The organism is Halosimplex yunnanense (assembly GCF_054504345.1).
The window spans coordinates 421,845-441,899 of sequence record NZ_JBTJEL010000037.1; the positions used below are offsets into that span (position 1 = coordinate 421,845).

The following is a 20,055-nucleotide window of genomic DNA, read 5'->3' on the forward strand; positions in this document are numbered from 1 at the left end:
ACCATGTCCGAGAAACCAGCCTCGATGTACCGGGACATCGACAAGCCCGCGTACACCCGACGGGAGTACATCACTGGTATTCCCGGTTCGAAGATCGCACAGCACCAGATGGGCGACAAGAACGCCGACCCCGACGACTACCCGGTCCAGATCTCGCTCATCGTTGAGGAGTCCGTCCAGCTGCGCCACGGCTCGATGGAGGCCTCGCGCCTCTCGGCCAACCGCCACCTGATCAAAGAACTCGGCGAGGGCAACTACAAGATGGTCCTCCGGAAGTTCCCCCACCAGGTCATCCGGGAGAACAAACAGGCGACCGGCGCCGGCGCAGACCGTGTCTCCGACGGCATGCGACAGGCCTTCGGGAAGATCGTCGGCACCGCCGCCCGCATCCAGGCCGACGAGCAGCTGTTCACCGCCTACTGCGACGTCGACCAGGCCGAGGAGGTCAAGGAAGCGTTCCGCCGCGCGTACAACAAGATCACGCCGCCGTGCCGCATCAAGGTCGAACGCGGCGAAGAACTGCTGATCGCGTAACGCGGCTCATCTCGCTTTCTCGGTATCGCTCGCCGCCGAGCGACCGCACCGATTCGGCAGCGACCGCGTCCGGGCGGACGACGCCGGCGACTGACTCCCGGTTCGTCTCTCTTCCTTACCGCTCGTAGCTGTGGCCGTCGCTCACCGGCGGGGCGCCGATGCCGATCACCCTGACCGGATCGTCGGCGTCGGCGGGGTTGTGCGCGCGGTGCGGGCTCTCCGGTTCGGCGACGAAGAACTGGCCCGTCTCGACGCGATACGTCTCCTCGGGCGTCTCGACGGCGAGCGTCCCGTCGATGACGTAGAACGCCTCTTCCTGCGTATCGTGGTAGTGGAGGCCGGAAAGTGGGATCTCCTCGCCGGGCTCGACGCGGTAGGTCCGCAGCCCGAGGTTGTCCAGGTCGGCCGCTTCGCTTACGTAGCGCATCTCCGAGGGACGATCCGGTTCCGGGTCGAGGCCGTCCGGGTCGACGACGTGGTAGCCCATGCCGCGGGATTCACGCCGGGATCGGTTAAAATCAACCCGTGGGATCGGCCCGATCAGACTCGGACCGCCGCGCACTCCCGTCGGTGAGCGTCACATTGAGGTGCTACCGGTCGAAGGGGAGCGTATGGTCAGGCTGGCGGTGGCGACGGACGCCGAAACGTACGAGCGGATGCAAGGCCCGCTCGCGGACCGTGGCATCACCGCCGAGCACGTGCAGTCGCGCGAGCGGGCGATCTCGCTCACCGACCCGCCGTGGGGCGAGTTCGACGTCGGGTTCGTCTACCCGCCGCGACTCATGGAAGGCGGCGTCGCCGCCGCCGCACTGGACGTCCCGTGGGTCAACGACCGCGAGGCGATCCTCCGCTCGCGCAACAAGGCCGACGTGATCACCCGGCTGGCCGACGCCGGTGTGCCCGTCCCCGAGACGGTGATGGTCTCGAACCCCGTCGACGAGTCGGCGGTCGCTGCCGCCGTCGAAGACTTCGACCGGCCGGTCGTCGTCAAGCCGAACTCGACGACCCGCGGCGTCGGCGTCGCGAAGGCCCACGACCTCGACTCGCTGCTCGGCGTCGTCGACTACCTCGATCTGGTCCACGACTTCCACGCGACCGGCGACAAGTCCTATCTCGTCCAGGAGTACCTGCCCGGCGCGACTGACTACCGCGTGATGGTCCTCGACGGCGAGTACATCGGTGCCGTCGAGCGCCGTCTCCCCGACGACGCGCTGGAGGCCGGTCAGTGGAAACACAACGTCCACCGGGGCGCCGAGGCCAGCCGCGTCGACCTCGACCCCGAGTTGCGCGACCTCGCCGAGCGGGCGGCCGACGTGCTCGACATCCAGTTCCTCGGCGTCGACCTGCTCGTGACCGACGGCCGCGCCGTCGTCAACGAGACCAACGCCCGGCCCACCATCGACGACGCCTCGAAGTACGTCGACGGCTTCTGGGACGACCTCGCCGACCTCGTTCGCCGGACTGCCGAGGAGTAACTACTCCCGAATCTCGTCGGCGACTCGTTCCAGTTCTTCGAACTCCTCGTCGGAGTAGGCGATGACGCGCACGTCCGCCAGTCCGTCGCTCTCGTAGCCGGCGATCGTCTCGCAGACGATGCGGGCGCCCTCGTCGAACGAGAAGCCCGCGACGCCGGTTCCGAGGACGGGGACGACGATCGACTCGCAGTCCAGTTCGTCGGCGCGAGCGAGGGCGTTACAGGTCGCGTCGGCGATGGACTCGCGGGTGGCCTGCCCGTCGCCGTAGTGGGGCATCGCCGCGGCGTGGATCACGTACTCGGCGTCGAGTTCGTAGGCGTCGGTGACCGCGACGGCGCCGAGGTCGACCGGCCCCTTCGACGTGGCCTCGTCGTTAATCGGCCCACCGGCCCCCCGGCGGAGCGCACCCGCGACGCCGCTGCCCATCTCAAGGCTCGTGCCCGCGGCGTTGACCAGTGCGTCCGCCGATTGCCGTGCGATGTCGCCTTGGATGACCTCGAAGTCCATGTTCGACGATCCGTCCGGAACGGGCTAAAAGGCGTTCCCGGGCCGTCGAGCGGCGGAACCCGGTAGGCTAAAGGGCCGGCGTCCGAAAGCGTGGGACGAGAGGGCCCGTATCTCAGTCTGGTTAGAGAGAGCGGCTCATAACCGCTTCGTCCTTGGTTCAAATCCGAGCGGGCCCATACCAGTATAAAGGAAAGCGGCCGTTTCTGCCGCTTTTTCGCGGGTTGAGGTGGTCGCTGTGACCCCCGCCCTCGACCCCACCGATCCCCCCTTCCCAGAGGGTGAAATCTGCGACTTCTGCGGGTGCCGCATCGACCGACCGCTGAAGCGGTGCCCCGCGAAGGACCGGGGGGTGTGTCGTCCATGAGCATCGAGACGCCCAGCTCCAACTGGGCACCGAGCGACGATCTCCCGGACCGACTCGGTGGCCCGCCGACGCTGTCGATGCCCGACGACTGGACGCTCTCGACGCCGTGGCAGCGCGCTCAGCGGGAGCGCGACGAGGGCGGCCCCATCAACGACGCCGAGCGCATGGTCTACCTCAGCGGCTCAGACCACCCGCACAGGGCGACCTTCGCGCTGAAGGGCCAAACACTGCTGGCCGACTGTGACTGCAAAGCGCACCGGTTCAACGACGGCTGGTGCTCTCACGTCGCGTCGCTGTGGTGGCAGTGGACCCGCGAGCAGATCGTCGTCTCCCATCTGGACACGAGCCGGGAGTACCCAGCCCCACCAGCATGGCTCACCCTCGATGACGACCCGAACCGCTTCGACGATCTCACTTCTGCCGAACTCGACGCCTACCTGACCTGTGACCTCGGAAACCTCGGCAACCGCGAGTATGCCGAGATGAGCGACCGATCGGCGGGAACAGTCGGGAACCTGCTTCGCCGAGCCCGCGACACCCTCGGAGGTGTCGACCGATGACCGGGGGGTGCCCTACCCCGCTCTCTGAGCGAGGTGCGGGGGGGTGTCCGCCACCATACACTCGAAGCGAAACGACCCCAGTGATCGGCACCCCCCGCATCCGGGGGTTCCGAACCCCCGTTTCATCTGTGTCCGCAGAGGTCCCCCGATCTGCGGACAGGAGGACAGCATGAGTCAGGCCCGCGGAAGCCGGCTTCCCGGCGACTCCGAGAGCAACGACCGACACCGGGACGAAGAGCGCGCTGAAGCCCGTCTCTCCGGTGAACTGGCCGCTCGCTTCAACGACTACCTCGAAGCGCACGGACTCCAGAAGAGCGAGGTGGTCCGGGACGCGCTCGACGACTACCTCCCGGCGTCCGAACGGTCGCAGTACGTGCTTCCCCGCGATCCCGAACTGGCCGACGCCTACCTCGCACTTGCCGGCGACGAATCGCGTGTGTTCTCTGTCGAGCAGGCAGAGAGTATCATCTGTCGGCAATCGCACCCGAATACGCCGAAAGAGGTGGTCCGTGACGAGGTTCTCGACCCACTCGTAGACTGCGGACTGCTCACTGTCCGCTCCGGGAAGGTTGGCGTGCATCCGCTGACGCCGCGCGACGAGTTCGAGGAGGTGGACGATGGCGAGTGATAAGTCTACGAGCGACACTGAGCGGGTCGCGTTCATCGATATCTACAGCGGACCGGGTGGCGTGGGCTACGCCCTTGACGCGATCATCGAGGAGCACGATCTGCCAGTCGACCACATCGGACTCGACATCACCGACTACAGCGACACGTACCCGGGTGACTTCGTCCAGTGCGATGCCAGCAGTGTCGGCCAAGTCATCAACGCGGTCTGGTACTACCTGGTGGACTACGACGTCGTCATCCTCTGGATGAGTCCGCCCTGCCTGGCGTACTCCACGGTCTCCTGGTCGAACTGCAACCAGCTCGGATTCGACGATCCACGGGAGTACTACCCGACGTTCGCTGACCTGAACGTACGCGTAGTCCTCGAAGCGATCGACCCTGACGAGTACATCATCGAGAACGTCGCGAACTGTGAGGACATCCGGGAACCGACGCGCATCAACGGGTTCGGTGTCGGGCTTCCCTTCGACCTTGAACGCCACTTCGAGACAAGTTTCCCGTGCCCCGACCGCCTCGACGACGGCGAGGCCAAGGCCGGCCACTTCACCCGCACTGGAGACTGGCAGTCGAAGAAGCCGCTCGCCCGCACGAAGGGCGTCCCTGAAGACTGGGGCCGGCAGGAGATCCGCAGCGCCATGCCTCGGGAAGTGGTGCAGTACCTTCTGCACTACTGTCCGGCGTTCCCGGAGGTGCCTCTGCCGGATGGGGTTGAAGACCGGCAGCAGTTCCTGACGGAGGCGGTTGTAGCAGCCACCGACGGCGGCGACCGCTCTGTAGACACAGGGGGTGACGCCTGATGGGGGCGCTCGGAGCTGCGGAAGACACCGACCGCGACGACTGGACCGACCTCGAGCTCTCCTATCACACGGTCCGGCCGAACAAGTGGACTTTCCAGTCCGCGAAGATTCGCCGATGGGTCGAAAGTCGGCTTCAGGGCCGTGTTCTGAACGCCTGCGCGGGGAGGACGAAACTCGCGAACGACCACGAGATCGTCCGGAACGACCTCGACGAGAGCCGGGACGCGGACATCCACGTCGACGTATGCGAGATCGCGGACCACTTCGAGGCCGAGTCGTTCCACACGATCGTCTACGACCCGCCGTTCTCGCAGAACCAGGCGAACGAGACGTACGACCTCGAAGACGGAGAGGCCGTCGTCGCAGGGAGTGACGCCGTCGCGAAACGGCAGTTCGACGAGCTGCTCGCCCCGGGCGGCCGCGTGATCCAGTTCGGGTACACCACGACCTGTATGCCGACTTCGCTCGACTACGAGCGGCTGGAGGTAGGCGTCTGGAACACTCTCGGCCGGTCCAACGACTACCTCTCGGTGGTCGACAAGAAGCCGGGTGAGACGGAGGTTCATTCCCGGTGGTTCAGCACTGAATCCAGCGTTAACGAGACCACGGGTACTTCGCATGAGGAGGGGTCGCAGTGACCGGGTGTCCGTGCGTCACAGTGATCCCCCTTGAGGAGACTATCGGCGGCCAGAGGTGCCGAAGCTGTGGCTTCCGCTGGGGGTATGCCCCGAATATTCCGTCCGGATCGAGGTGGCCCGATGACTGACGAGGACACCAGCCACATGAGCCGGGTCGACGCCCGCGCTGTCGACGCGCTCACCGACCTGTGCCAGACGCACCTCTCCGACCTCTCCCGCGAGCGGTCCCGTCTTGGTTAGTTAGTTAATTATCTATTAACTTGCTAACAGGTTTTATTCCTGAGGTGTTCGTTGGTTGTCCCGGAGGAACTTGTGACGACCATCGAGTTTGGAACAAAGACCGCGGCCGACGCCGTGAGAGACGAGTACGCCGACCACCTCTGCAGCGACGACGATCGCCGTCTGAAAGAGGTGGTCTTCGCGTCCGATACGCCCGACCACGTCATCGACCAGGCCCGTCAACAGGCTCTCGACTCCCGTTCCGAGCGGGAAGGGGGGTCTGGTCAGGTACCCCTGAGCGACCACGAACGGGGGGAAATCGACTTCTCCGAAGCCCGCGCGTCAGTCCCTCACGCCCGCAGTGTGAAAGGAATCGCTGCGGACGAGGGGGTATCTGACTGGCTGGCGCACTACGACCCGACCCTGACGGTGGACGAACACCGGGAGGTGATGGAACGAGCAGGCCGTGAGGGGGGTGGTCGCCGTCGAGAGACCACCGAGACACCCACTGAAAAGGCGGGTCGTGCCGCCCGTCTCACGCAGGACGAGGGGTGCGACCACGCCCGCGGGCACTGCGAGAGTGGGGACCCCGAAGCCTGCGAGTTTCTGACGCAGACGTGCGGATACGACGAGGAGGAAGTTTCCCAGCTGCTCGACGAGACGGGCGAGGAGACCACCACCGAACAACAGGAACTGGTGCGGGTTGGAGGGGGTGATTTCCCCGAGATGGACGTGACGCCGGAAACAGCCGGGGCACTGTCCCGGTCGTGGCAGGGGTACCGATCGGCGGTCGCTCGCCTCGGAACGGAACTGGACGACGTGCGGGAGGCGGTCATCAACGCTCGACAGGCGATGCAGGCGATCAACAGCATCCGCGAGCGACACGGGCAGGACCCGCTGCATCCGAACGACCTGCACGATCTCCTCGAAGCCCTCGGCGACATGCCGGCGAACATACCCGAGGTTCGGTCGCTCGCTCACTACCAGGACTTCAGCCAGCCCGACCGAGAGGCAGTCATCGAGACGGACGACCAGCAGACACTGTCGGGCGAGCAGGCCGACCCGCAGGCCCGGCTGGCCGGCGGCGAACAGGGCAAGCGCGGACAGGGCGAGGTAGAGGAGAACGTCGAGGAGAACCCCGGCGGCGTGATGGCTGACCAGCGGACGAGTACCGACACCGGTCCCACCGGAGAAGGGACCGAGCAGCAGATCCCCGACGAATTTGCCGTCGCTGAAGGCGGTCAGGAGACGCTATGACAGACTACACTTGCCCCGTAGAGGGGTGCGACTACGGCGAAGACGAACCGAAGGCCCTCGATTCCGTGAAGGGCCACATCAACGGCAGCGCCGACGACGCTCACGAGTGGAGCGACCTGAAGGCCGAGGTGAAAGCACAGGGCGAGACGACCGACGAACCTGACGAAGCGGAACAGACAGAAGACACGGCGGAGACCGACACCGAGACAGAGGAGAACGACACCGAGACCGAGGACAGCGACCCCGAGGAGGACGACGACATGCCCACCGAAGAGGAGTATCAGCAGCAGCACGAGGGGAGTACGGACGACGGCGACGAAGACAGCGACGAGGACGACAGCACCAGCGAGAGCGCCAGCGGCGGGTTCTCACTCCCGTCGTTTGACCGACGGACGATGATGCTTCTCGTCGGTGTTCTCGGCGTTCTCGTACTGCTCTACGTGGTCGCGTCCCGCGGTGGAGACGACTCCGACCCCGAACCCGTCCCCGACAGCGAGACCACCGAAGACGACAGCAGCACCGACAGCGAGGAGGTGAGCCTCATTGAGTGAAGCGGCCGGAGAGCAGGAAGAGACAGCAGATCCCGACGCGGGCGGCGACGATGACCTGCCCGAGATGGACGAGTCGGAGTTCGCCGATGCCGACCTCGACGCGATCGCGGACGAGGTAGAGGCAGAGGCGGGGGCCGACAGTGACGACACGGCCGAACCGGACGGGGCGACAGCGGAAGACGTCGAGGAGGCAGTCGAAGACACCGACATGTCCACGGGCGGCGAGTCGTGGGGCGACATGTACGTGGGGACGCTGACGACCGTCTCTAACGCTATCATCGAGGAGCACGGCACCGACGACGCCGAGACGGTCGAGGAGGACCTGGCCCGCCAGCTCCATCTGGACGAGCATTTCGACGAGTGGATGCAGAGCCGCGGGAAGTCCGAGATGCCCCCCGAACAGGCGCTCCTCATCGGCACCACGATGTTCATGGTCGTGGTCGTGGGGACGAAAACCGATCTTGCCAGCAAGGCGCTGGAGGAGGCTGATTTCTGATGTTCGGAAACGGAATGGAACGCTTTCAGCAACTTCGACAGGTGGCACAGGACCCGACCGAGAGCGAACTGATACAGGCGCTCGTGCATATCCTCGTGACTCTGGAGTACCGGCAACTCCGGGCCGTCGAGGAGCTGCACGACGCCCTGGACATCGACGGCGTCGACATCCAAGGCGCACAGGAGGAGCGCGAAGACCAACTCCTCGATCTGGTCGACGCGATCGCGAGTCGCGAGTTCAAGGACTGGTGGTTTACCGAGGTGGCCGGTGACCGCCTCGACGACGTCGACGACGCGATGGGCTACGCCGGTCTCGGTGTCGACAGCGAGGATTGGGAGGAACAGAAACAGACGTGGGCGAGCGTCTGGCGCGATCGGGCCGGCGACGAGTTCGAGGACAAGACCGACGAAGACCTCGCCCGCCTGCACGTAGAGCGGAAGTTCGGTGTCTCGCTCCGCGAGTTCGAGCGTGAAGTCGTCGGGTGGACCCGTAAGGAGGCCATGCGGACGATACTCGCCGGCAACTTCGAGGCCGTCGAGGACGGGATCCAAGCAGCTACCGCGACGGTCGAAGGGGGTGAAGAGGCGTGAGAATCGACACTCGGCGGCTCTCTGTGTCGGACTGGGTGTTCATCGGCTACATCGTCGGGCTCATCGTCTGGTGGGTCGCCGAGACCCTTTCGGCCGACCCGGACGACAGTCCGCGCACCTGGACCGAGCAGTCGGTGACTCTATCGGAGGACCACCTGCAACGCCTCGAAGACGGCGACAACGTCCAGATCAGCCGGTGGCACGGTGGGGACCTCGTTCTCGACGGGGCGATCGTCATCGACGCGCCCCCGGCGGAGGGCGACACAGAGCCATGAATCTACTGCTGGCCGCACAGAGCGGCTGGGGCAAGTCGTTCAAGGCCCAGCACGTGATGGAGGAGAACATCCCTGAGTACGAGCACGTCGTTGTACTCGACTACAAGGACGAGTATCGCGGGCTTCCGAAGGCGGGCCTCGCCCGCTGGTGGATCGCCGGGCCGCGGGAACTGAAGTGGAGTCCGGAGGCGTGGAAGGAGTTCATCGAGGAGAACGGGAAGGTCGTGCTGGCCCGCCACGAGCGCGTTCGTGCCGAGCAGTGGCGAGAGATGGCCGCCCGCGTGATCTCCGGCGCTCGCCGGACGGGGGACGTGCTGATCGTCATCGACGAGGCGCACTTCGTCGCCCCCCAGAAGAAGAAGGTCCCCGAGGCGGTGTCGGGGCTGGCGACGACGGGGCGCGGTGAAGGCGCGTCTTCGATCTGGGTGACGCAGCGCCTCTCGAAGGCAGAGGAGGACGTAGTGAGCCAGTGTCAGGCCCGGCTTCTCGGCGGCTTCGAGAGCAGTGCCGACCTCAACAAGGTCGAGAATATCACCGAGTATCCGAAGGATCTGCACAACCCGCAGATCCGGAGCGTCCCCCGAGCTCCCGAAGAGTTGCTCCCGCCTAACCGGGACGAACCGATGAGCCTGCAGAAGCACGTCGAGGACGGCGATACGGTCGGGTCCGAGTGGATCTACTCGGACAACGAGGGCACCCGCGAGCGACGCAACACGCGCGGTCTCGCGGCCGAGATGGACAGCACGCACTACGGGAAACAGGGCAAGGGGCTGAAAGTATGAGCGAGTGGCACACGACACTCTACGGCGACGACGCACAGCGCGCCGAACAGATGAAGGAGCGTCTGAACGAGCAGCTGCCCGGGTCGGTCTCCTCGAACGCCGAGACCGTTCGGACGCTCCTCGACCTCGCAGAGGACAGTCTCGACTGAGCAGCGGCGAGACCCGAGTTTCCGCGACTCTCGCGTCTTATCTTGTCGGTTCGTTAAGTCTCAGAGAAGCGATGGCTCTCCGTAGAGATGGCGAACTCGCAACAGTACGGCAACGACACGCAGGACACCAACCCCATCGACCGCGCCGGCCGGAACAACGGGAAGACGCGCCTCATGGACAAGAACGAGGCGCTGATCAACCCCGCGACCGAAGAAACGCTCTCGTCGACGCTCTCGCGGGAGATCGCCCAGTGGAGCGCCGGGACGCTCCCCGTCGAGCAACAGACCCCCGTCGCGCTCGAAGACACCACCGGGACGCAGGTCGACCCGCTCGACCAGGGCGACGCGGAGGTGGTCACGGCGACCGACTCCGGCACGGGGTCGGGCAACGCTGCCGAGCTGGACCTCGGCGCGCTCCGGAGTGCCTTCGACGTGTTCGTAGACACGACCGGATCGGCTACGCTGACGGTTCAGGTGTCCACAGACGGCCAGACGTGGCGAACCTTCGAGACCATCAACTACAGTAGCGACACCGAGATGATCGAGCAGTTCGAGACCTCCTACCAGCACGTTCGCGCCTACCTCGATCAGGCCCGGAACGTCGTCGAGATGAGCGCGAAGGGGGTGGCCTGACGTGGTCCGCTCGCACGGCCGACGATCGGGCGCGAGTTCGGTGGATCGTTTCGAGTCAGAGACGTTCAGTACAGAGGAGATCTACAACGACGAAGAGCCGAACATCGACATCTCCCATCCGTCGTGGAGGGCGCTCACTCGGGCGCTCGTCGTCGACTACTATCAGGTTCCCTCGGGCCTCTACAACTCGGTCACGACTGGGAGCGGCTCGACGAAAGACTCCTACTGGACCGACGAGGTGTCGACGGGCTCGACGAGTGGCTCGACTTCCCACCTACACCTCGGGTTGCAGGGCCGCGACCTGACGCCGGTCCCGTGGACGTGGGACAAGAACCGCTGGTTCTGCATTGGCTGGTACATCATGGACGCCGAAACTGACCGGACCGACTACCTGACCTCGGGCCGCGTTGCCGAGGGAGAGCCCGGCTTCGGGATGAAAATCGAGAACGGGGAAGCGAAGGCCGTCGCGCACGACGGGTCCGCAGAGACTGTCGGGGCCACGCTCCTCTCCGATATCGGGACGGGCACGAGTGCGGCCCACACACTGTGGGCGCAGCTCGACGCAGGCGAGGAGGTGTCTATCTGGATGGACAAGCACCCCACCGAAAACCCGGCTGATGCGACTCTCTCGCAGACCATCCCGACCGGGACCACCCAGTCGATGGATATCATGTCCGCCTACGTCACCAACAGCACCGCCGCGGACCGGCGACTCCGCTGGGGCGGGTTCCGAGTGGTCCAAGAGCCATGAGCTTCACCTTTCGGTTCACGCTCCCCTACGAGGTTGCGTCCCCTGAGAGCAGACTCGATCGGGCGATGGACGCGGCTGCACAGAACGTCTCGGCGGAGTCCGACGTGTCGGGGTACACTGGTTCCGACCGCGAGTACAGCGGCAACGTCGTGACGTGGACGCTCAACGGCATCGACGCCGCCGACCTCTCTCAGGAGACCCGGCAGGCGATCATGGACGCGATCGAGGCTGAGATGCCAGGCGCGGCGGAGTTCGAAATCGTCGAGTGAGTTGCGCCGTTCGCGAGAGCTACTTAACACGAGATTCTGCTTTTCGGTTGATGAAAGAAAGACTTCCAGAACACCGTCTCCACTCTGGTAGAACACCAATCTCCGCGAGTCTCGCGGGCAGTCCGCGGGTTACTCGTCGCAATCTTGTCGGTATCTTACATAAACGGGCGGACTTGTCCGACCCGTATGGCTTCATTCAACGAGGCTTTCGAAACCGTGGCCGATACTGACGTGTGGGAGGAGGCTGCCGCGACGATGGCGGGCTTCCTCGCTCCGTCTGTGGCCCGCAACGTCATCGAACCGAACACTCCTTTCGACGCGCCGGACGAACTGTATGGCGTGCTCGTGATGGCTGGGGGGCAGATGAGCCCGGCCTACTCGAACATGATCACTCTCGGCGGTGCGACCTACACCGTCGACAAACTCCTGCAGCGCGCCGGAGTCAAGCAGCGCGTCACCCAGCTGGGTCAAGGGGGTAGCTGAACATGGCGAAATCCCTCAGCCACCTCTCCGACGAAGTCACCCAGCAGAACAACGCCGTCGGTCAGCTCAGCCCGATCCTGACGATCGAACCGGAGAACGGCACCCGACTTCGGTTCCTCGACTCCGTCCCGACCGGCGAGGCCCGCGGCCTTCCGATCATCGCCGATCTGCAGGCCACCGAGGGTCCGCTTCCGACTGACACCGAACTGATCTTCCGGGTCGTCCGACCGACCGACGACTCGCCCGTGGCCGTCTCCGTCAAGGAGGACAACATCGCCGCGTGGAACGGTCTCAGCACCAAGGAACAGCGAAACGAGGAGAACATCGACGCGGTGAAGGTCCGCATGAACGGCAACGCCGTGAACGTCCGCGACAAGGACGTACTCCGCGCCGAGGTCAGAAGCTCCAAGCAGATCGACTGGAGCAACTCGGAGTTCTACATCCCGCGCGAGGGTGTCGAAGAGAAGCCGTTCTCGGGGTGACCACGGATGCCTACGACCAAAGAGATCCGCAAGCGGCTGGAGAACATGCCGGCGAAGGAGCAGCGGCTCAACCGCCGCGACTTCGACCACCTGACCGACGTATCCGGCGCTCGCACGAAGATCGCGAGCTACGAGGTCGAGACGCCGCTAGCCTTCCGCGAGGAGTCCGTGCGTCTGTCGTTCGTCACCGTCGAGGAGTTTCAGACCCCCGACGACGGAAGTCAGACTTCCTACGACCTGTCCTACGACGTACTGCCGACGAACAACACGACCGACTTCGTGCTGTTCGAAGGCGGGAGCCGCGTCCAGCCGGACAACGTCGACTATGCGGGCGACTCGTTCACCTACACAGGGCCGGGCTCGCAGGAGTACCTGCACGCCTTCTACGTCCCGCGTGACCCCGTGTACGTCGAGATCGTCAAGACCGCGCCGAAGTCCCAAGGCCGTGTCGAGGAGACCGTCTTCGATGCGACCACCTCGATGCTCCACGAGCGCAACCAGAACAAGGAGCCGCCGGAGATGGACTTCACCGACGGCAACCCGCTGGATCCGATGGTCCCGCGGAAGTGGACCATCGACATCTACGCGGAGGGGCCGGTCCCGTTCGCCTGGGACGACTCCGACGAGAGCAACGGGCAGGGGACGACCGCGACGAATGCGGTGGTCTCGATCCCGGTCAACCGGGCGACTCAGGACCTGCCGAACCTGTCGCAGGCAGTCAAGCAGGACATCATCGACCCCACTCAGGGATGACCCAGCATGAGCGTTCCACTCATCGAGCAGGGTGGGGCGTCTGCGGATAGCCGCGGGACCGAGCAGACTGCAACGGCGGCCGAGACCGGCCCGTCCGTGTCCTTTTCGATGGCAGACGGCACCGAAGTAGTGCTAACTGCCGAGGACCTGCAGCTGTATCTCGCGCTTATCCAGACGGCCCTACTCATCTACGTCACGATCAAGGAGGTTCGATCATGAGCGGGATGGTCCCGTTCACGTTCCCCCTGGCGGTCACTCAGGGCGAAAAAGAAGTCTACCGGCAGGAAGTCGACGAGGACGCCACGATCGAGCGTGTCGTCGTCTTCTTCCCGAAGGGGACCGCGGCCGACCTGCAATTGACGCTGACCGCTGCCGGCGACACGGTCACGCGGTCCAAGTCGACCGATCGGAGCGAGGATATCCCCGAATACATCGTTGGGTCGGGCAACACCTACCGCTTCGACCTGAGCGTCCAGGTGTTCGAGGGACAGGAGATCGGCGTCACCGCGAACAACGTCAGCGACAGCAGCGATCTGGACGCGTTCGTGGCCTACTCGCTCGACTACGACGACAGCGGAGAGAGGTGACACATGGCACTCAGAAACTTCACTGCAATGACCGGCGGAGGCGGATCGGACTCCTCAGACTCCGAAGAAGAGAAAGAGGAGGACCAGCAGGACAGCGGAAACAGCCCGAACGGTGGTGACAGCGGCGGTATCACCCAAGCGGCGAGCGGTTTCATGAGGGCAGGCCTCAACGAAGACGCGGGATCCGAAGAAATCGAGAGCGACAAGCACTCTGCAGTAGGTACCGCCGTCGACAAGATCATCACCGAAGAGAGCCAGCCCAACGTCACCGCGAGCGACAGCGATTCGGGCAACAAGACCGAAACCGCAGTCGCGTCCGAGGGCGTTACCGGCGGAGACGGCGGTACTGGCGCGAGCGTGAACACCCAGACCGGTGAAGTGGATGCGGGCCGGCCCGGAGACACGTCGAGAGTCGCTGAAGCCGTCCAGCGCGCTGCTTCGGACGACTCGGACGACTCGAACGACTCGAACGACTCCAGTGGTTCGGACAACTCCAGCGACTCGGGCGGTCCCGAGTGGGACGCCGGTGCGAACGTCACCAAGAACACGTGGCCGGGCGACCCCGTCAGCATCTCGGCCCAGGTGATGAACAACGGGCCGTCCGGGACCGACGGCGGCGGTACGGCGACCGTCACGGCCGCGATCTCGGGGACTGGAATGTCCCAGAGCCAGACGGTGGAACTCGGCGGTGGTGGCCGCCGGTCGCTGGATTTCACCTTCGAAGGCGCTCGGAGTCTCAGTCCCGGCCAGTACACGGCCACCGTCTCGATCAACGGCAGTCAGATGGACTCGGCGACGTTCACTCGCCACCCCGAGAACGGCGGCAACGTCAACTCGTCGAGTGACATCGACTCGAGTAACTCCGACTCGTCGTCGGGCAGCCAGAACCAGCAGAGTGGGGGCGACTCCGAGCAGTCCAGCAGTCCGCTCCCCTACACGGCCCTCACGTCGACCCCGAGCAGTGGGGGCGGTGGGTCGTCCAGCAGTAGCGGGAGCGGTTCGCTGGTCGGTGTCGACCCGATGATGGTCCTTCTGGGCGTCGTCGCGCTCGGAGGGGGCTACGTGTACACTCACCGGGGGTCGTAGTCATGCCCGGGTTGCTCGACGGCATCCAGTCGGCGGCTGGCGATGCCTACGACACGGTCGCTGGAGCTGCCGATCACGCCGCGGGGTCGACCGACGAGGCGATCGGCCGGCAGTTCGATGATACGCCGGGAGGCGGTGTCGGTGATGGCCTGGTCGAGACCGCTACAGGCACCTACGACGCCGTGGCGGGCGTGGCCGATCACGCCGCAGGGTCGACCGACGAGGCGATCGGTCGGCAGTTCGATGATCAGGAAGGCGGCGGTATCGGCGCTGGTGCGTCCGAGACGGCCAGCAACATCTACGACACCGTGGCTGGCGCAGCCGACCACGCCGCTGGCAGCACGGACGAAGCAGTCGGCCGCCAGTTCGATGACACGCCGGGCGGTGGTCTCGCAGACGGCTTCTGGGAGTCGCTCGGTGCCGCAGGCGATTGGGCGGCCGGTGACGTCGACGAGGCGATCGGCCGGACGACCTCGTGGCCGATGATGATCGCGATCGCGGCGGTCGCGTTCCTGATCGCCCGCGAAGTGAGTTCGGGAGGGTCGGCATGAGCGACGGCGACCTGTCCGAAGACGCGCTCCAGAAGGGGTTTCTGACCCTGATCATCCTCGTGCTGATGGTCCCCGGCCTGGTGATCGAACCCGGCCCCATCTCGGAAGTGATCGGCGTCGCCGCGATCGGGAGCGTCTGGGGCGTCGACCTCGGGGGTGGCGAGTGAGATGGCTTCGGCCGCCCTCCTCGGTGCGCTCGCGGGGTTCTTCTCGGCGCTCGTGACGCTGGGGATCCCAATTGCGGCCTACCTGCGGCGGGTCGACCGTCACGCGAAGAAAGCGGTTCGCCTGCTCACCGGAGAGGAAGAAGTCGACGGTGACGGAGTGCTCCCCCGTCTCGACGAGGTAGAGGACCGAACGCGGACCCACGAGCGGGCGCTTCGGCAGGAGGAGCTGCTACCGCGAACCGACGGCGGGAAACGCCCGCCAGGAGAGGGTGAGTGATGTTCGGCTACGACATCCCGACCACCCTGCTGGCGGCGATGATCGTTTCGTTCTTCGCGGGCTCGCTGTGCCCGGCCTACTACGCTCAGGAGCGTCTGCGCGGGTTCGGTCGGGCGATGTTCGCGGCGATCCCGGCATACCGGCCGCCGCCGGGGATGAGCGAGAAAGAAGCGATGCGGGCGGCCCTGGAGAGCGCAGAAGACGAAGAAGCGGACATCGACGGAGACACCCATGAGTGAGGACTACGTACCAGTCTACGACGAAGACGGCAACCTGAAGCACTACCAATCAACCGAACTGACCTTCGAGAAGGTCGAAGCCACCGGTGAGTTCACCGACCCGAGTGGTAAGACCCACACCGGCGGGATCGCCGGTGGAGGCGGAATGACTCTCCTTGCCCGGTACACGAGCATCAGCACCCATTCCGGCAGTTACAACGGCCTTATTTTTGTCGAGGCGGGTAATCTGACCCTCTCCAGTTCAGAGCCAGATGACGGAAATTTCCTCGTGATTGCAAACTATGGAGCTGATCTCTGTACTATAGACGATAACTCAAATGCCTCGTTCCGGCACGAAGGGTCTACTATGCCACCGAACTCTGTAGCGATCAACACCGGTCAAATGGTGTGGGTAGTCTGGAACGAGTCTGAAGGGTGGTGGGAAGTTTCCGGGGACTGTCTTATCTCAGGATGACCATTTCTGTCTGCATTCTCTCGATGGGTCGGAAGACCCTCCCCACCGCGTTGGAGTCCATTCGCGAGCAAGACGTCGACGACATCGAGGTGTTGGTCGGCCACGACGACAGGCATGAGTATGTCCGCCGGCTGGTCAGAGGGATGTTCCCCGAGCGTGGACGGACTTTCAGAACCGAGGGATCGATCCCCGAGTCCCGGAACGTGCTGCTTGACGCGGCGAAAGGGGAGTTCATCGCAGTGCTCGATGATGACGACCGGATGTGTCCCGGCCGCCTTGAGTACCAGCGCCGCGTTCTGCAGGAGACCGAGGCCGTGCTCGTCGGGCAACTCACGAAGTATCGTAACGAGATCGGGCCATCGGGCGAGTACGTCGAGCCTGAGCCGTTCCCCTGCGAGGAGCTCGAAGACGGGTGTGCTATCTTCCACTCGTCTGTGATGTTCGAGTCGGGCTATCGGTATCGCTCGAAGTTCTCGCTCTGCCAGGACTACGACCTCTTTCTTCGGATCCTCGACGACGCCGGCCCGGATGGCGTCCACATGGTTGAGCACGATCTCGCGGAGTCGCGCAGGGGGCACGGGTCGGCTGTCGAGTGCCAACCGACCCTTTGCCGGAACTTCGGCGCGGTCGCGCGGATGTTTCATCAAGAGCGCAAGCAGACGGGCAGCGATAGTTACGACCGATGGAACCCCCCGCGAATCGAGAACCCGACTGACTCATCCAAGGTGAACCCGCTGTCGGTTCTGGGGTTGCCAGATGCCCCGGTTGAACTGGCGTGATCGGTGTCCGGATCTGGGGACAAAGTCGGATCACCCCTGCCCGCTTACCGTCGTTCTCGCACAGACTGTTCGTCAACCCTGAACTTGAAGTAGGAATCAGTGACGAGAGAAGGCTGTGCCAGATCACCGAGCGACCTCAGAGTTCCACCCGCAAGACTGGATTATCATCATGGAGGCGCTTGTCGAGTGGACCGACCCACCGGCAGACGCCAGTGAACCGCGAGTAGAGCGTGCCTGGGAATTAACCGACGCCATCGCTGATACACACGGACTTTCCCACGGCGAGTTCGTCCAGCAGGTCGATAAGGATTGGAGTGGGCCAGGGAATTAGCGTCCGGTTCGTTCTCGGGGAATCGGAGACCGAATCGATCACAAGCTGTATCGATATGATTAGAGATCTATCAGAGGTTACGATGCCAACCACTTCGCACCCTACAAATCATCTCTTGAAGTCGGTAAAAGACAGAAATAGAGATCATCATCGAGATTGCTATCATAATCTCTAATACTAGCTGAATGTCTGGCACCTCTCCGAGTAGATGATACCCAACAAGCATCGATCCTGTTGCGACGGACATCAGGCTATACTGGGCTATAAGTGCGATAGGTATCGTCAAGATTCCAGCTACAATCACCATTGAGATGCTATCTACTGTCTCGATCTCCGGTGAGTCACGGAACGATAACAGCTCAGGATTCCCTCTGGCTTCCATCCAGTCTGGAGTCGGGAGCCGGCGAAAATAGGTGGCTTCAATCCCGCGTACATACTGAAGCCCAAATGCTACCCCTGGTGTGAAAATCAGGCCAGTCGTCACTATAGCCCAGAATAATTCAATAATCTGAATCAGTTGAGACGGGGATCCCACTCTCATATTCTACTGACAATACCATCTCCCCGAAATTAAAACCCTAGTCTTACTTTTAGAGACGGCTGACTCTACCAACGACCACTGTTCCAGTTTAGAACGGTGAATTAGTGTCCGGTTCTGCATCCAGAATCGGCCATGTCTGTAAACTCGTGACGACTCTGTTCACAAACAAATTTCAATCAAGTCATCACGATACCGCCTATTTTTTGTTAGTTACCAACTCCTTCCGCCTTCGCCTTTTTTCGCTCTCATTTGAGTTCCAGCGTAGATTCTTTCCTGGTTGACAATCCCTTATTTCAAATTCGTGTGACTCCTTCTCTCGATTGAGTAGCTCTCCCTCGAACGCCCGATTATCGGAGATCAAGGGGCTAGGTGTCCCAACCCTCTCCATTCGATCAACCAATTTGGCCGAGATGTTGCCAGATCTGATTCTCAACTCGATTTCCTTCGTCTCACCTACCGCACCTGTGGGTACGCGGATACTCTCTTCACAGTCTTGTTCAGGCGTAGTCTCTTCTTGCGATAACAGTTCATCAAGCGTTATCATAGTATATAACTACTTTGCCACATCCTCTTGGTGACATCCATATTGTTGCCTTTGAGGGGCTTAATACCCTTGAAATCGAAAGTCTCTGTATTGGCAGCATTATTATCTTTCCCAGTAGCTCTATTCGCGCGCGTGTATTCGCGCGCAAATTGGCGCGCGAGTATATCAGACTTAGAATAATAATTCAATTGCCCCATATATACCCTAGTTATGCTTTTTAAGCGGTGTCCGGTTCTCCGTCCAGAGTCAGATACTCCTGTGCTCAGTACAGAAGGTCAACGTAACATCAGATATTCTGCGTACATGCCATTACATCTATATGTATCTGTATTCACTCAGTGGTATGGGCAGTGACTCTACAGGCACTAGCCAATTGATAACCGCTCTACTGGGCATTGCGATCATCCTCTTCAGCCTTCACCTAACGGTGTTTGGCGTCTACGAAGGTGATGAGGCCAGGAACGTTCTGCACTCAGGAATTCTCTTCGGCGGAATCGGTCTGATCGTAGTGTTCATCACTTCCCTCAGATCATAGCTCGATTCAATTGTTCAATTCACAAGGCAGATTTAACAGAAATTTCGTCGAATTCCCTACTGAAAATAGCGTCCGGTTCTGTCCCCATTCTCGGACAGATACGGGCCGATCACACCCCGATTCACCCCCGATTGACCCCAAGATTCTAGGATTTCTGACCGCAAAGCAGAGATACCGGACATGAACTTAGAGAGCTACCCCGATGACGAGGGGATGAAAGTATGGCTGTCCGAGCGAGAAGTACAACAGCTACTCGACCAGTTCGAGGATACGGAGAAGCGGATCGCGATGGGGCTGGGCGTGCGGTGCGGGCTCCGCTCCGACGAGGTGGTCCGCGTCGCGCCCGAGCACGTCGCCGAGACCGACGCCGGGCGAATGCTGCGCGTGTGGCGCAGCGCGAAGACCGACAAGTACCGCGAGACGCCGATCCCGCCGAACCTCGCCACGACCATCCGCACGGTCGGGGACGTGCGTGAGGAGCCAGCAGACGCGCCTGTGGTCGACGTATCCACTCGGACGCTCCGGCGGTGGACCGCGAAGGCCACCGACGAGTTGCACGACGAGACGGGAGAGCCCGGCTGGGAGTACGTCGGCTTTCACGATCTCCGGCGGACCTGGGCGACGAGTCTCCGCAGCGAGGACGTAGACGCGATGGTTGTCTGCGACTGGGGCGGATGGGACGACCTACAGACGTTCCTCGACCACTACAGGGGGACGCACACGCCCGAAGCGCAGCGGCGCGAGCGCGAAAAAGTCGAGTGGCTGTGAG

32 protein-coding genes and 1 tRNA gene are annotated in these 20,055 nt (G+C 63.2%); 31 read left to right on the forward strand and 2 right to left on the reverse strand.

Features of this window, described 5'->3' with window-relative positions; genetic code table 11:
• The first annotated feature begins 3 nt into the window (after nt 1-3).
• Complete coding sequence (locus AB2U09_RS20970; protein ID WP_459194695.1) at nt 4-534, forward strand: 50S ribosomal protein L16; 531 nt, start codon at nt 4-6, stop codon at nt 532-534.
• Between the two features lie 115 nt (nt 535-649).
• Here the strand turns inward: AB2U09_RS20970 and AB2U09_RS20975 are convergent, their stop codons facing one another.
• A complete protein-coding gene (locus AB2U09_RS20975; protein WP_459194696.1) occupies nt 650-1,021 on the reverse strand; it encodes a cupin domain-containing protein in 372 nt (123 codons plus the stop codon).
• A gap of 124 nt (nt 1,022-1,145) precedes the next feature.
• Here AB2U09_RS20975 and AB2U09_RS20980 point away from each other — a divergent pair, with 124 nt between their 5' ends.
• On the forward strand, nt 1,146-2,009 hold the full coding sequence (locus AB2U09_RS20980; RefSeq protein WP_459194697.1) for an ATP-grasp domain-containing protein: 864 nt from the start codon (nt 1,146-1,148) through the stop codon (nt 2,007-2,009).
• On the opposite strand, the gene AB2U09_RS20985 is transcribed toward AB2U09_RS20980, so the two are convergent.
• On the reverse strand, nt 2,010-2,516 hold the full coding sequence (locus AB2U09_RS20985) for a macro domain-containing protein (RefSeq protein WP_459194698.1): 507 nt from the start codon (nt 2,514-2,516) through the stop codon (nt 2,010-2,012).
• A gap of 101 nt (nt 2,517-2,617) precedes the next feature.
• On the opposite strand from AB2U09_RS20985, the gene AB2U09_RS20990 reads away from it, so the two are divergent.
• From AB2U09_RS20990 to AB2U09_RS21130, 29 genes are all read left to right on the forward strand, one after another.
• Nucleotides 2,618-2,692, forward strand: a tRNA-Ile gene (locus AB2U09_RS20990).
• Nucleotides 2,693-2,876: 184 nt separating this feature from the next.
• Nucleotides 2,877-3,440, forward strand: coding sequence for an SWIM zinc finger family protein (locus AB2U09_RS20995; RefSeq protein WP_459194699.1), 564 nt, complete (start codon nt 2,877-2,879; stop codon nt 3,438-3,440).
• 169 nt (nt 3,441-3,609) lie between these two features.
• A complete protein-coding gene (locus AB2U09_RS21000; protein WP_459194700.1) occupies nt 3,610-4,068 on the forward strand; it encodes a hypothetical protein in 459 nt (152 codons plus the stop codon).
• Complete coding sequence (locus AB2U09_RS21005) at nt 4,058-4,867, forward strand: class I SAM-dependent methyltransferase (RefSeq protein ID WP_459194701.1); 810 nt, start codon at nt 4,058-4,060, stop codon at nt 4,865-4,867. Before AB2U09_RS21000 ends, AB2U09_RS21005 begins: the two co-directional genes overlap by 11 nt.
• On the forward strand, nt 4,867-5,505 hold the full coding sequence (locus AB2U09_RS21010) for an SAM-dependent methyltransferase (RefSeq protein WP_459194702.1): 639 nt from the start codon (nt 4,867-4,869) through the stop codon (nt 5,503-5,505). The genes AB2U09_RS21005 and AB2U09_RS21010 overlap by 1 nt, the downstream gene beginning before the upstream one ends.
• A gap of 312 nt (nt 5,506-5,817) precedes the next feature.
• Complete coding sequence (locus AB2U09_RS21015; RefSeq protein ID WP_459194703.1) at nt 5,818-6,981, forward strand: hypothetical protein; 1,164 nt, start codon at nt 5,818-5,820, stop codon at nt 6,979-6,981.
• Nucleotides 6,978-7,532 (forward strand): hypothetical protein, encoded by a 555-nt coding sequence (locus AB2U09_RS21020; protein ID WP_459194704.1) that lies wholly within the window; start codon nt 6,978-6,980, stop codon nt 7,530-7,532. Before AB2U09_RS21015 ends, AB2U09_RS21020 begins: the two co-directional genes overlap by 4 nt.
• Nucleotides 7,525-8,028, forward strand: a complete 504-nt coding sequence (locus tag AB2U09_RS21025) for a hypothetical protein (protein ID WP_459194705.1) — start codon at nt 7,525-7,527, stop codon at nt 8,026-8,028. The genes AB2U09_RS21020 and AB2U09_RS21025 overlap by 8 nt, the downstream gene beginning before the upstream one ends.
• On the forward strand, nt 8,028-8,618 hold the full coding sequence (locus tag AB2U09_RS21030) for a hypothetical protein (protein WP_459194706.1): 591 nt from the start codon (nt 8,028-8,030) through the stop codon (nt 8,616-8,618). The genes AB2U09_RS21025 and AB2U09_RS21030 overlap by 1 nt, the downstream gene beginning before the upstream one ends.
• A complete protein-coding gene (locus AB2U09_RS21035; RefSeq protein ID WP_459194707.1) occupies nt 8,615-8,893 on the forward strand; it encodes a hypothetical protein in 279 nt (92 codons plus the stop codon). The genes AB2U09_RS21030 and AB2U09_RS21035 overlap by 4 nt, the downstream gene beginning before the upstream one ends.
• Complete coding sequence (locus AB2U09_RS21040; protein ID WP_459194708.1) at nt 8,890-9,675, forward strand: ATP-binding protein; 786 nt, start codon at nt 8,890-8,892, stop codon at nt 9,673-9,675. The genes AB2U09_RS21035 and AB2U09_RS21040 overlap by 4 nt, the downstream gene beginning before the upstream one ends.
• On the forward strand, nt 9,672-9,824 hold the full coding sequence (locus tag AB2U09_RS21045; RefSeq protein ID WP_459194709.1) for a hypothetical protein: 153 nt from the start codon (nt 9,672-9,674) through the stop codon (nt 9,822-9,824). The genes AB2U09_RS21040 and AB2U09_RS21045 overlap by 4 nt, the downstream gene beginning before the upstream one ends.
• 87 nt (nt 9,825-9,911) lie before the next feature.
• Nucleotides 9,912-10,457, forward strand: coding sequence for a hypothetical protein (locus AB2U09_RS21050; RefSeq protein WP_459194710.1), 546 nt, complete (start codon nt 9,912-9,914; stop codon nt 10,455-10,457).
• A 40-nt stretch (nt 10,458-10,497) separates the two neighbouring features.
• Complete coding sequence (locus tag AB2U09_RS21055; protein ID WP_459194711.1) at nt 10,498-11,208, forward strand: hypothetical protein; 711 nt, start codon at nt 10,498-10,500, stop codon at nt 11,206-11,208.
• Nucleotides 11,205-11,477, forward strand: coding sequence for a hypothetical protein (locus AB2U09_RS21060; RefSeq protein ID WP_459194712.1), 273 nt, complete (start codon nt 11,205-11,207; stop codon nt 11,475-11,477). The genes AB2U09_RS21055 and AB2U09_RS21060 overlap by 4 nt, the downstream gene beginning before the upstream one ends.
• Before the next feature lie 186 nt (nt 11,478-11,663).
• Entirely contained in the window at nt 11,664-11,960 is a 297-nt protein-coding gene (locus AB2U09_RS21065; protein WP_459194713.1) for a hypothetical protein, read from the forward strand.
• A gap of 2 nt (nt 11,961-11,962) precedes the next feature.
• Nucleotides 11,963-12,442: a hypothetical protein gene (locus tag AB2U09_RS21070; RefSeq protein ID WP_459194714.1), complete on the forward strand. Its 480-nt coding sequence runs from the start codon at nt 11,963-11,965 to the stop codon at nt 12,440-12,442.
• Between the two features lie 6 nt (nt 12,443-12,448).
• Nucleotides 12,449-13,195, forward strand: a complete 747-nt coding sequence (locus AB2U09_RS21075) for a hypothetical protein (protein WP_459194715.1) — start codon at nt 12,449-12,451, stop codon at nt 13,193-13,195.
• A gap of 6 nt (nt 13,196-13,201) precedes the next feature.
• The gene (locus tag AB2U09_RS21080) at nt 13,202-13,414 is read left to right on the forward strand and encodes a hypothetical protein (RefSeq protein WP_459194716.1); all 213 of its coding nucleotides are present in this window, start codon (nt 13,202-13,204) and stop codon (nt 13,412-13,414) included.
• Nucleotides 13,411-13,782, forward strand: a complete 372-nt coding sequence (locus AB2U09_RS21085; RefSeq protein ID WP_459194717.1) for a hypothetical protein — start codon at nt 13,411-13,413, stop codon at nt 13,780-13,782. The genes AB2U09_RS21080 and AB2U09_RS21085 overlap by 4 nt, the downstream gene beginning before the upstream one ends.
• 3 nt (nt 13,783-13,785) lie before the next feature.
• Nucleotides 13,786-14,868: a hypothetical protein gene (locus tag AB2U09_RS21090; RefSeq protein ID WP_459194718.1), complete on the forward strand. Its 1,083-nt coding sequence runs from the start codon at nt 13,786-13,788 to the stop codon at nt 14,866-14,868.
• Between the two features lie 2 nt (nt 14,869-14,870).
• The gene (locus AB2U09_RS21095; RefSeq protein WP_459194719.1) at nt 14,871-15,419 is read left to right on the forward strand and encodes a hypothetical protein; all 549 of its coding nucleotides are present in this window, start codon (nt 14,871-14,873) and stop codon (nt 15,417-15,419) included.
• Nucleotides 15,416-15,586 carry a hypothetical protein gene (locus AB2U09_RS21100; protein WP_459194720.1) on the forward strand — a complete coding sequence of 57 codons (171 nt, stop codon included), beginning with the start codon at nt 15,416-15,418 and terminating at the stop codon, nt 15,584-15,586. Before AB2U09_RS21095 ends, AB2U09_RS21100 begins: the two co-directional genes overlap by 4 nt.
• A gap of 1 nt (nt 15,587) precedes the next feature.
• Nucleotides 15,588-15,863 (forward strand): hypothetical protein, encoded by a 276-nt coding sequence (locus tag AB2U09_RS21105; protein ID WP_459194721.1) that lies wholly within the window; start codon nt 15,588-15,590, stop codon nt 15,861-15,863.
• Nucleotides 15,863-16,102, forward strand: coding sequence for a hypothetical protein (locus AB2U09_RS21110; RefSeq protein ID WP_459194722.1), 240 nt, complete (start codon nt 15,863-15,865; stop codon nt 16,100-16,102). Before AB2U09_RS21105 ends, AB2U09_RS21110 begins: the two co-directional genes overlap by 1 nt.
• Entirely contained in the window at nt 16,095-16,556 is a 462-nt protein-coding gene (locus tag AB2U09_RS21115; RefSeq protein WP_459194723.1) for a hypothetical protein, read from the forward strand. Before AB2U09_RS21110 ends, AB2U09_RS21115 begins: the two co-directional genes overlap by 8 nt.
• A complete protein-coding gene (locus AB2U09_RS21120) occupies nt 16,520-17,335 on the forward strand; it encodes a glycosyltransferase family A protein (RefSeq protein ID WP_459194724.1) in 816 nt (271 codons plus the stop codon). Before AB2U09_RS21115 ends, AB2U09_RS21120 begins: the two co-directional genes overlap by 37 nt.
• Before the next feature lie 1,759 nt (nt 17,336-19,094).
• Nucleotides 19,095-19,286, forward strand: a complete 192-nt coding sequence (locus AB2U09_RS21125; RefSeq protein ID WP_459194725.1) for a hypothetical protein — start codon at nt 19,095-19,097, stop codon at nt 19,284-19,286.
• 180 nt (nt 19,287-19,466) lie between these two features.
• Nucleotides 19,467-20,054 carry a tyrosine-type recombinase/integrase gene (locus tag AB2U09_RS21130; RefSeq protein WP_459194726.1) on the forward strand — a complete coding sequence of 196 codons (588 nt, stop codon included), beginning with the start codon at nt 19,467-19,469 and terminating at the stop codon, nt 20,052-20,054.
• Nucleotide 20,055: the final 1 nt, after the last annotated feature.

Excerpts from the sequence above, each read along its gene's own strand:
- AB2U09_RS21110 (WP_459194722.1), top strand. The coding sequence starts at position 15,863 with ATGTTCGGCTACGACATCCCGACCACCCTGCTGGCGGCGATGATCGTT.
- AB2U09_RS21075 (WP_459194715.1), top strand. The coding sequence starts at position 12,449 with ATGCCTACGACCAAAGAGATCCGCAAGCGGCTGGAGAACATGCCGGCG.
- AB2U09_RS21060 (WP_459194712.1), top strand. The coding sequence starts at position 11,205 with ATGAGCTTCACCTTTCGGTTCACGCTCCCCTACGAGGTTGCGTCCCCT.
- AB2U09_RS20975 (WP_459194696.1), bottom strand. The coding sequence starts at position 1,021 with ATGGGCTACCACGTCGTCGACCCGGACGGCCTCGACCCGGAACCGGAT.
- AB2U09_RS20980 (WP_459194697.1), top strand. The coding sequence starts at position 1,146 with ATGGTCAGGCTGGCGGTGGCGACGGACGCCGAAACGTACGAGCGGATG.
- AB2U09_RS21040 (WP_459194708.1), top strand. The coding sequence starts at position 8,890 with ATGAATCTACTGCTGGCCGCACAGAGCGGCTGGGGCAAGTCGTTCAAG.
- AB2U09_RS21125 (WP_459194725.1), top strand. The coding sequence starts at position 19,095 with ATGGGCAGTGACTCTACAGGCACTAGCCAATTGATAACCGCTCTACTG.
- AB2U09_RS21095 (WP_459194719.1), top strand. The coding sequence starts at position 14,871 with ATGCCCGGGTTGCTCGACGGCATCCAGTCGGCGGCTGGCGATGCCTAC.
- AB2U09_RS21030 (WP_459194706.1), top strand. The coding sequence starts at position 8,028 with ATGTTCGGAAACGGAATGGAACGCTTTCAGCAACTTCGACAGGTGGCA.
- AB2U09_RS21065 (WP_459194713.1), top strand. The coding sequence starts at position 11,664 with ATGGCTTCATTCAACGAGGCTTTCGAAACCGTGGCCGATACTGACGTG.
- AB2U09_RS21050 (WP_459194710.1), top strand. The coding sequence starts at position 9,912 with ATGGCGAACTCGCAACAGTACGGCAACGACACGCAGGACACCAACCCC.
- AB2U09_RS20970 (WP_459194695.1), top strand. The coding sequence starts at position 4 with ATGTCCGAGAAACCAGCCTCGATGTACCGGGACATCGACAAGCCCGCG.
- AB2U09_RS21085 (WP_459194717.1), top strand. The coding sequence starts at position 13,411 with ATGAGCGGGATGGTCCCGTTCACGTTCCCCCTGGCGGTCACTCAGGGC.
- AB2U09_RS21005 (WP_459194701.1), top strand. The coding sequence starts at position 4,058 with ATGGCGAGTGATAAGTCTACGAGCGACACTGAGCGGGTCGCGTTCATC.
- AB2U09_RS21070 (WP_459194714.1), top strand. The coding sequence starts at position 11,963 with ATGGCGAAATCCCTCAGCCACCTCTCCGACGAAGTCACCCAGCAGAAC.
- AB2U09_RS21000 (WP_459194700.1), top strand. The coding sequence starts at position 3,610 with ATGAGTCAGGCCCGCGGAAGCCGGCTTCCCGGCGACTCCGAGAGCAAC.
- AB2U09_RS20985 (WP_459194698.1), bottom strand. The coding sequence starts at position 2,516 with ATGGACTTCGAGGTCATCCAAGGCGACATCGCACGGCAATCGGCGGAC.
- AB2U09_RS21020 (WP_459194704.1), top strand. The coding sequence starts at position 6,978 with ATGACAGACTACACTTGCCCCGTAGAGGGGTGCGACTACGGCGAAGAC.
- AB2U09_RS20995 (WP_459194699.1), top strand. The coding sequence starts at position 2,877 with ATGAGCATCGAGACGCCCAGCTCCAACTGGGCACCGAGCGACGATCTC.
- AB2U09_RS21090 (WP_459194718.1), top strand. The coding sequence starts at position 13,786 with ATGGCACTCAGAAACTTCACTGCAATGACCGGCGGAGGCGGATCGGAC.
- AB2U09_RS21010 (WP_459194702.1), top strand. The coding sequence starts at position 4,867 with ATGGGGGCGCTCGGAGCTGCGGAAGACACCGACCGCGACGACTGGACC.
- AB2U09_RS21115 (WP_459194723.1), top strand. The coding sequence starts at position 16,095 with ATGAGTGAGGACTACGTACCAGTCTACGACGAAGACGGCAACCTGAAG.
- AB2U09_RS21080 (WP_459194716.1), top strand. The coding sequence starts at position 13,202 with ATGAGCGTTCCACTCATCGAGCAGGGTGGGGCGTCTGCGGATAGCCGC.
- AB2U09_RS21100 (WP_459194720.1), top strand. The coding sequence starts at position 15,416 with ATGAGCGACGGCGACCTGTCCGAAGACGCGCTCCAGAAGGGGTTTCTG.
- AB2U09_RS21130 (WP_459194726.1), top strand. The coding sequence starts at position 19,467 with ATGAACTTAGAGAGCTACCCCGATGACGAGGGGATGAAAGTATGGCTG.
- AB2U09_RS21105 (WP_459194721.1), top strand. The coding sequence starts at position 15,588 with ATGGCTTCGGCCGCCCTCCTCGGTGCGCTCGCGGGGTTCTTCTCGGCG.
- AB2U09_RS21045 (WP_459194709.1), top strand. The coding sequence starts at position 9,672 with ATGAGCGAGTGGCACACGACACTCTACGGCGACGACGCACAGCGCGCC.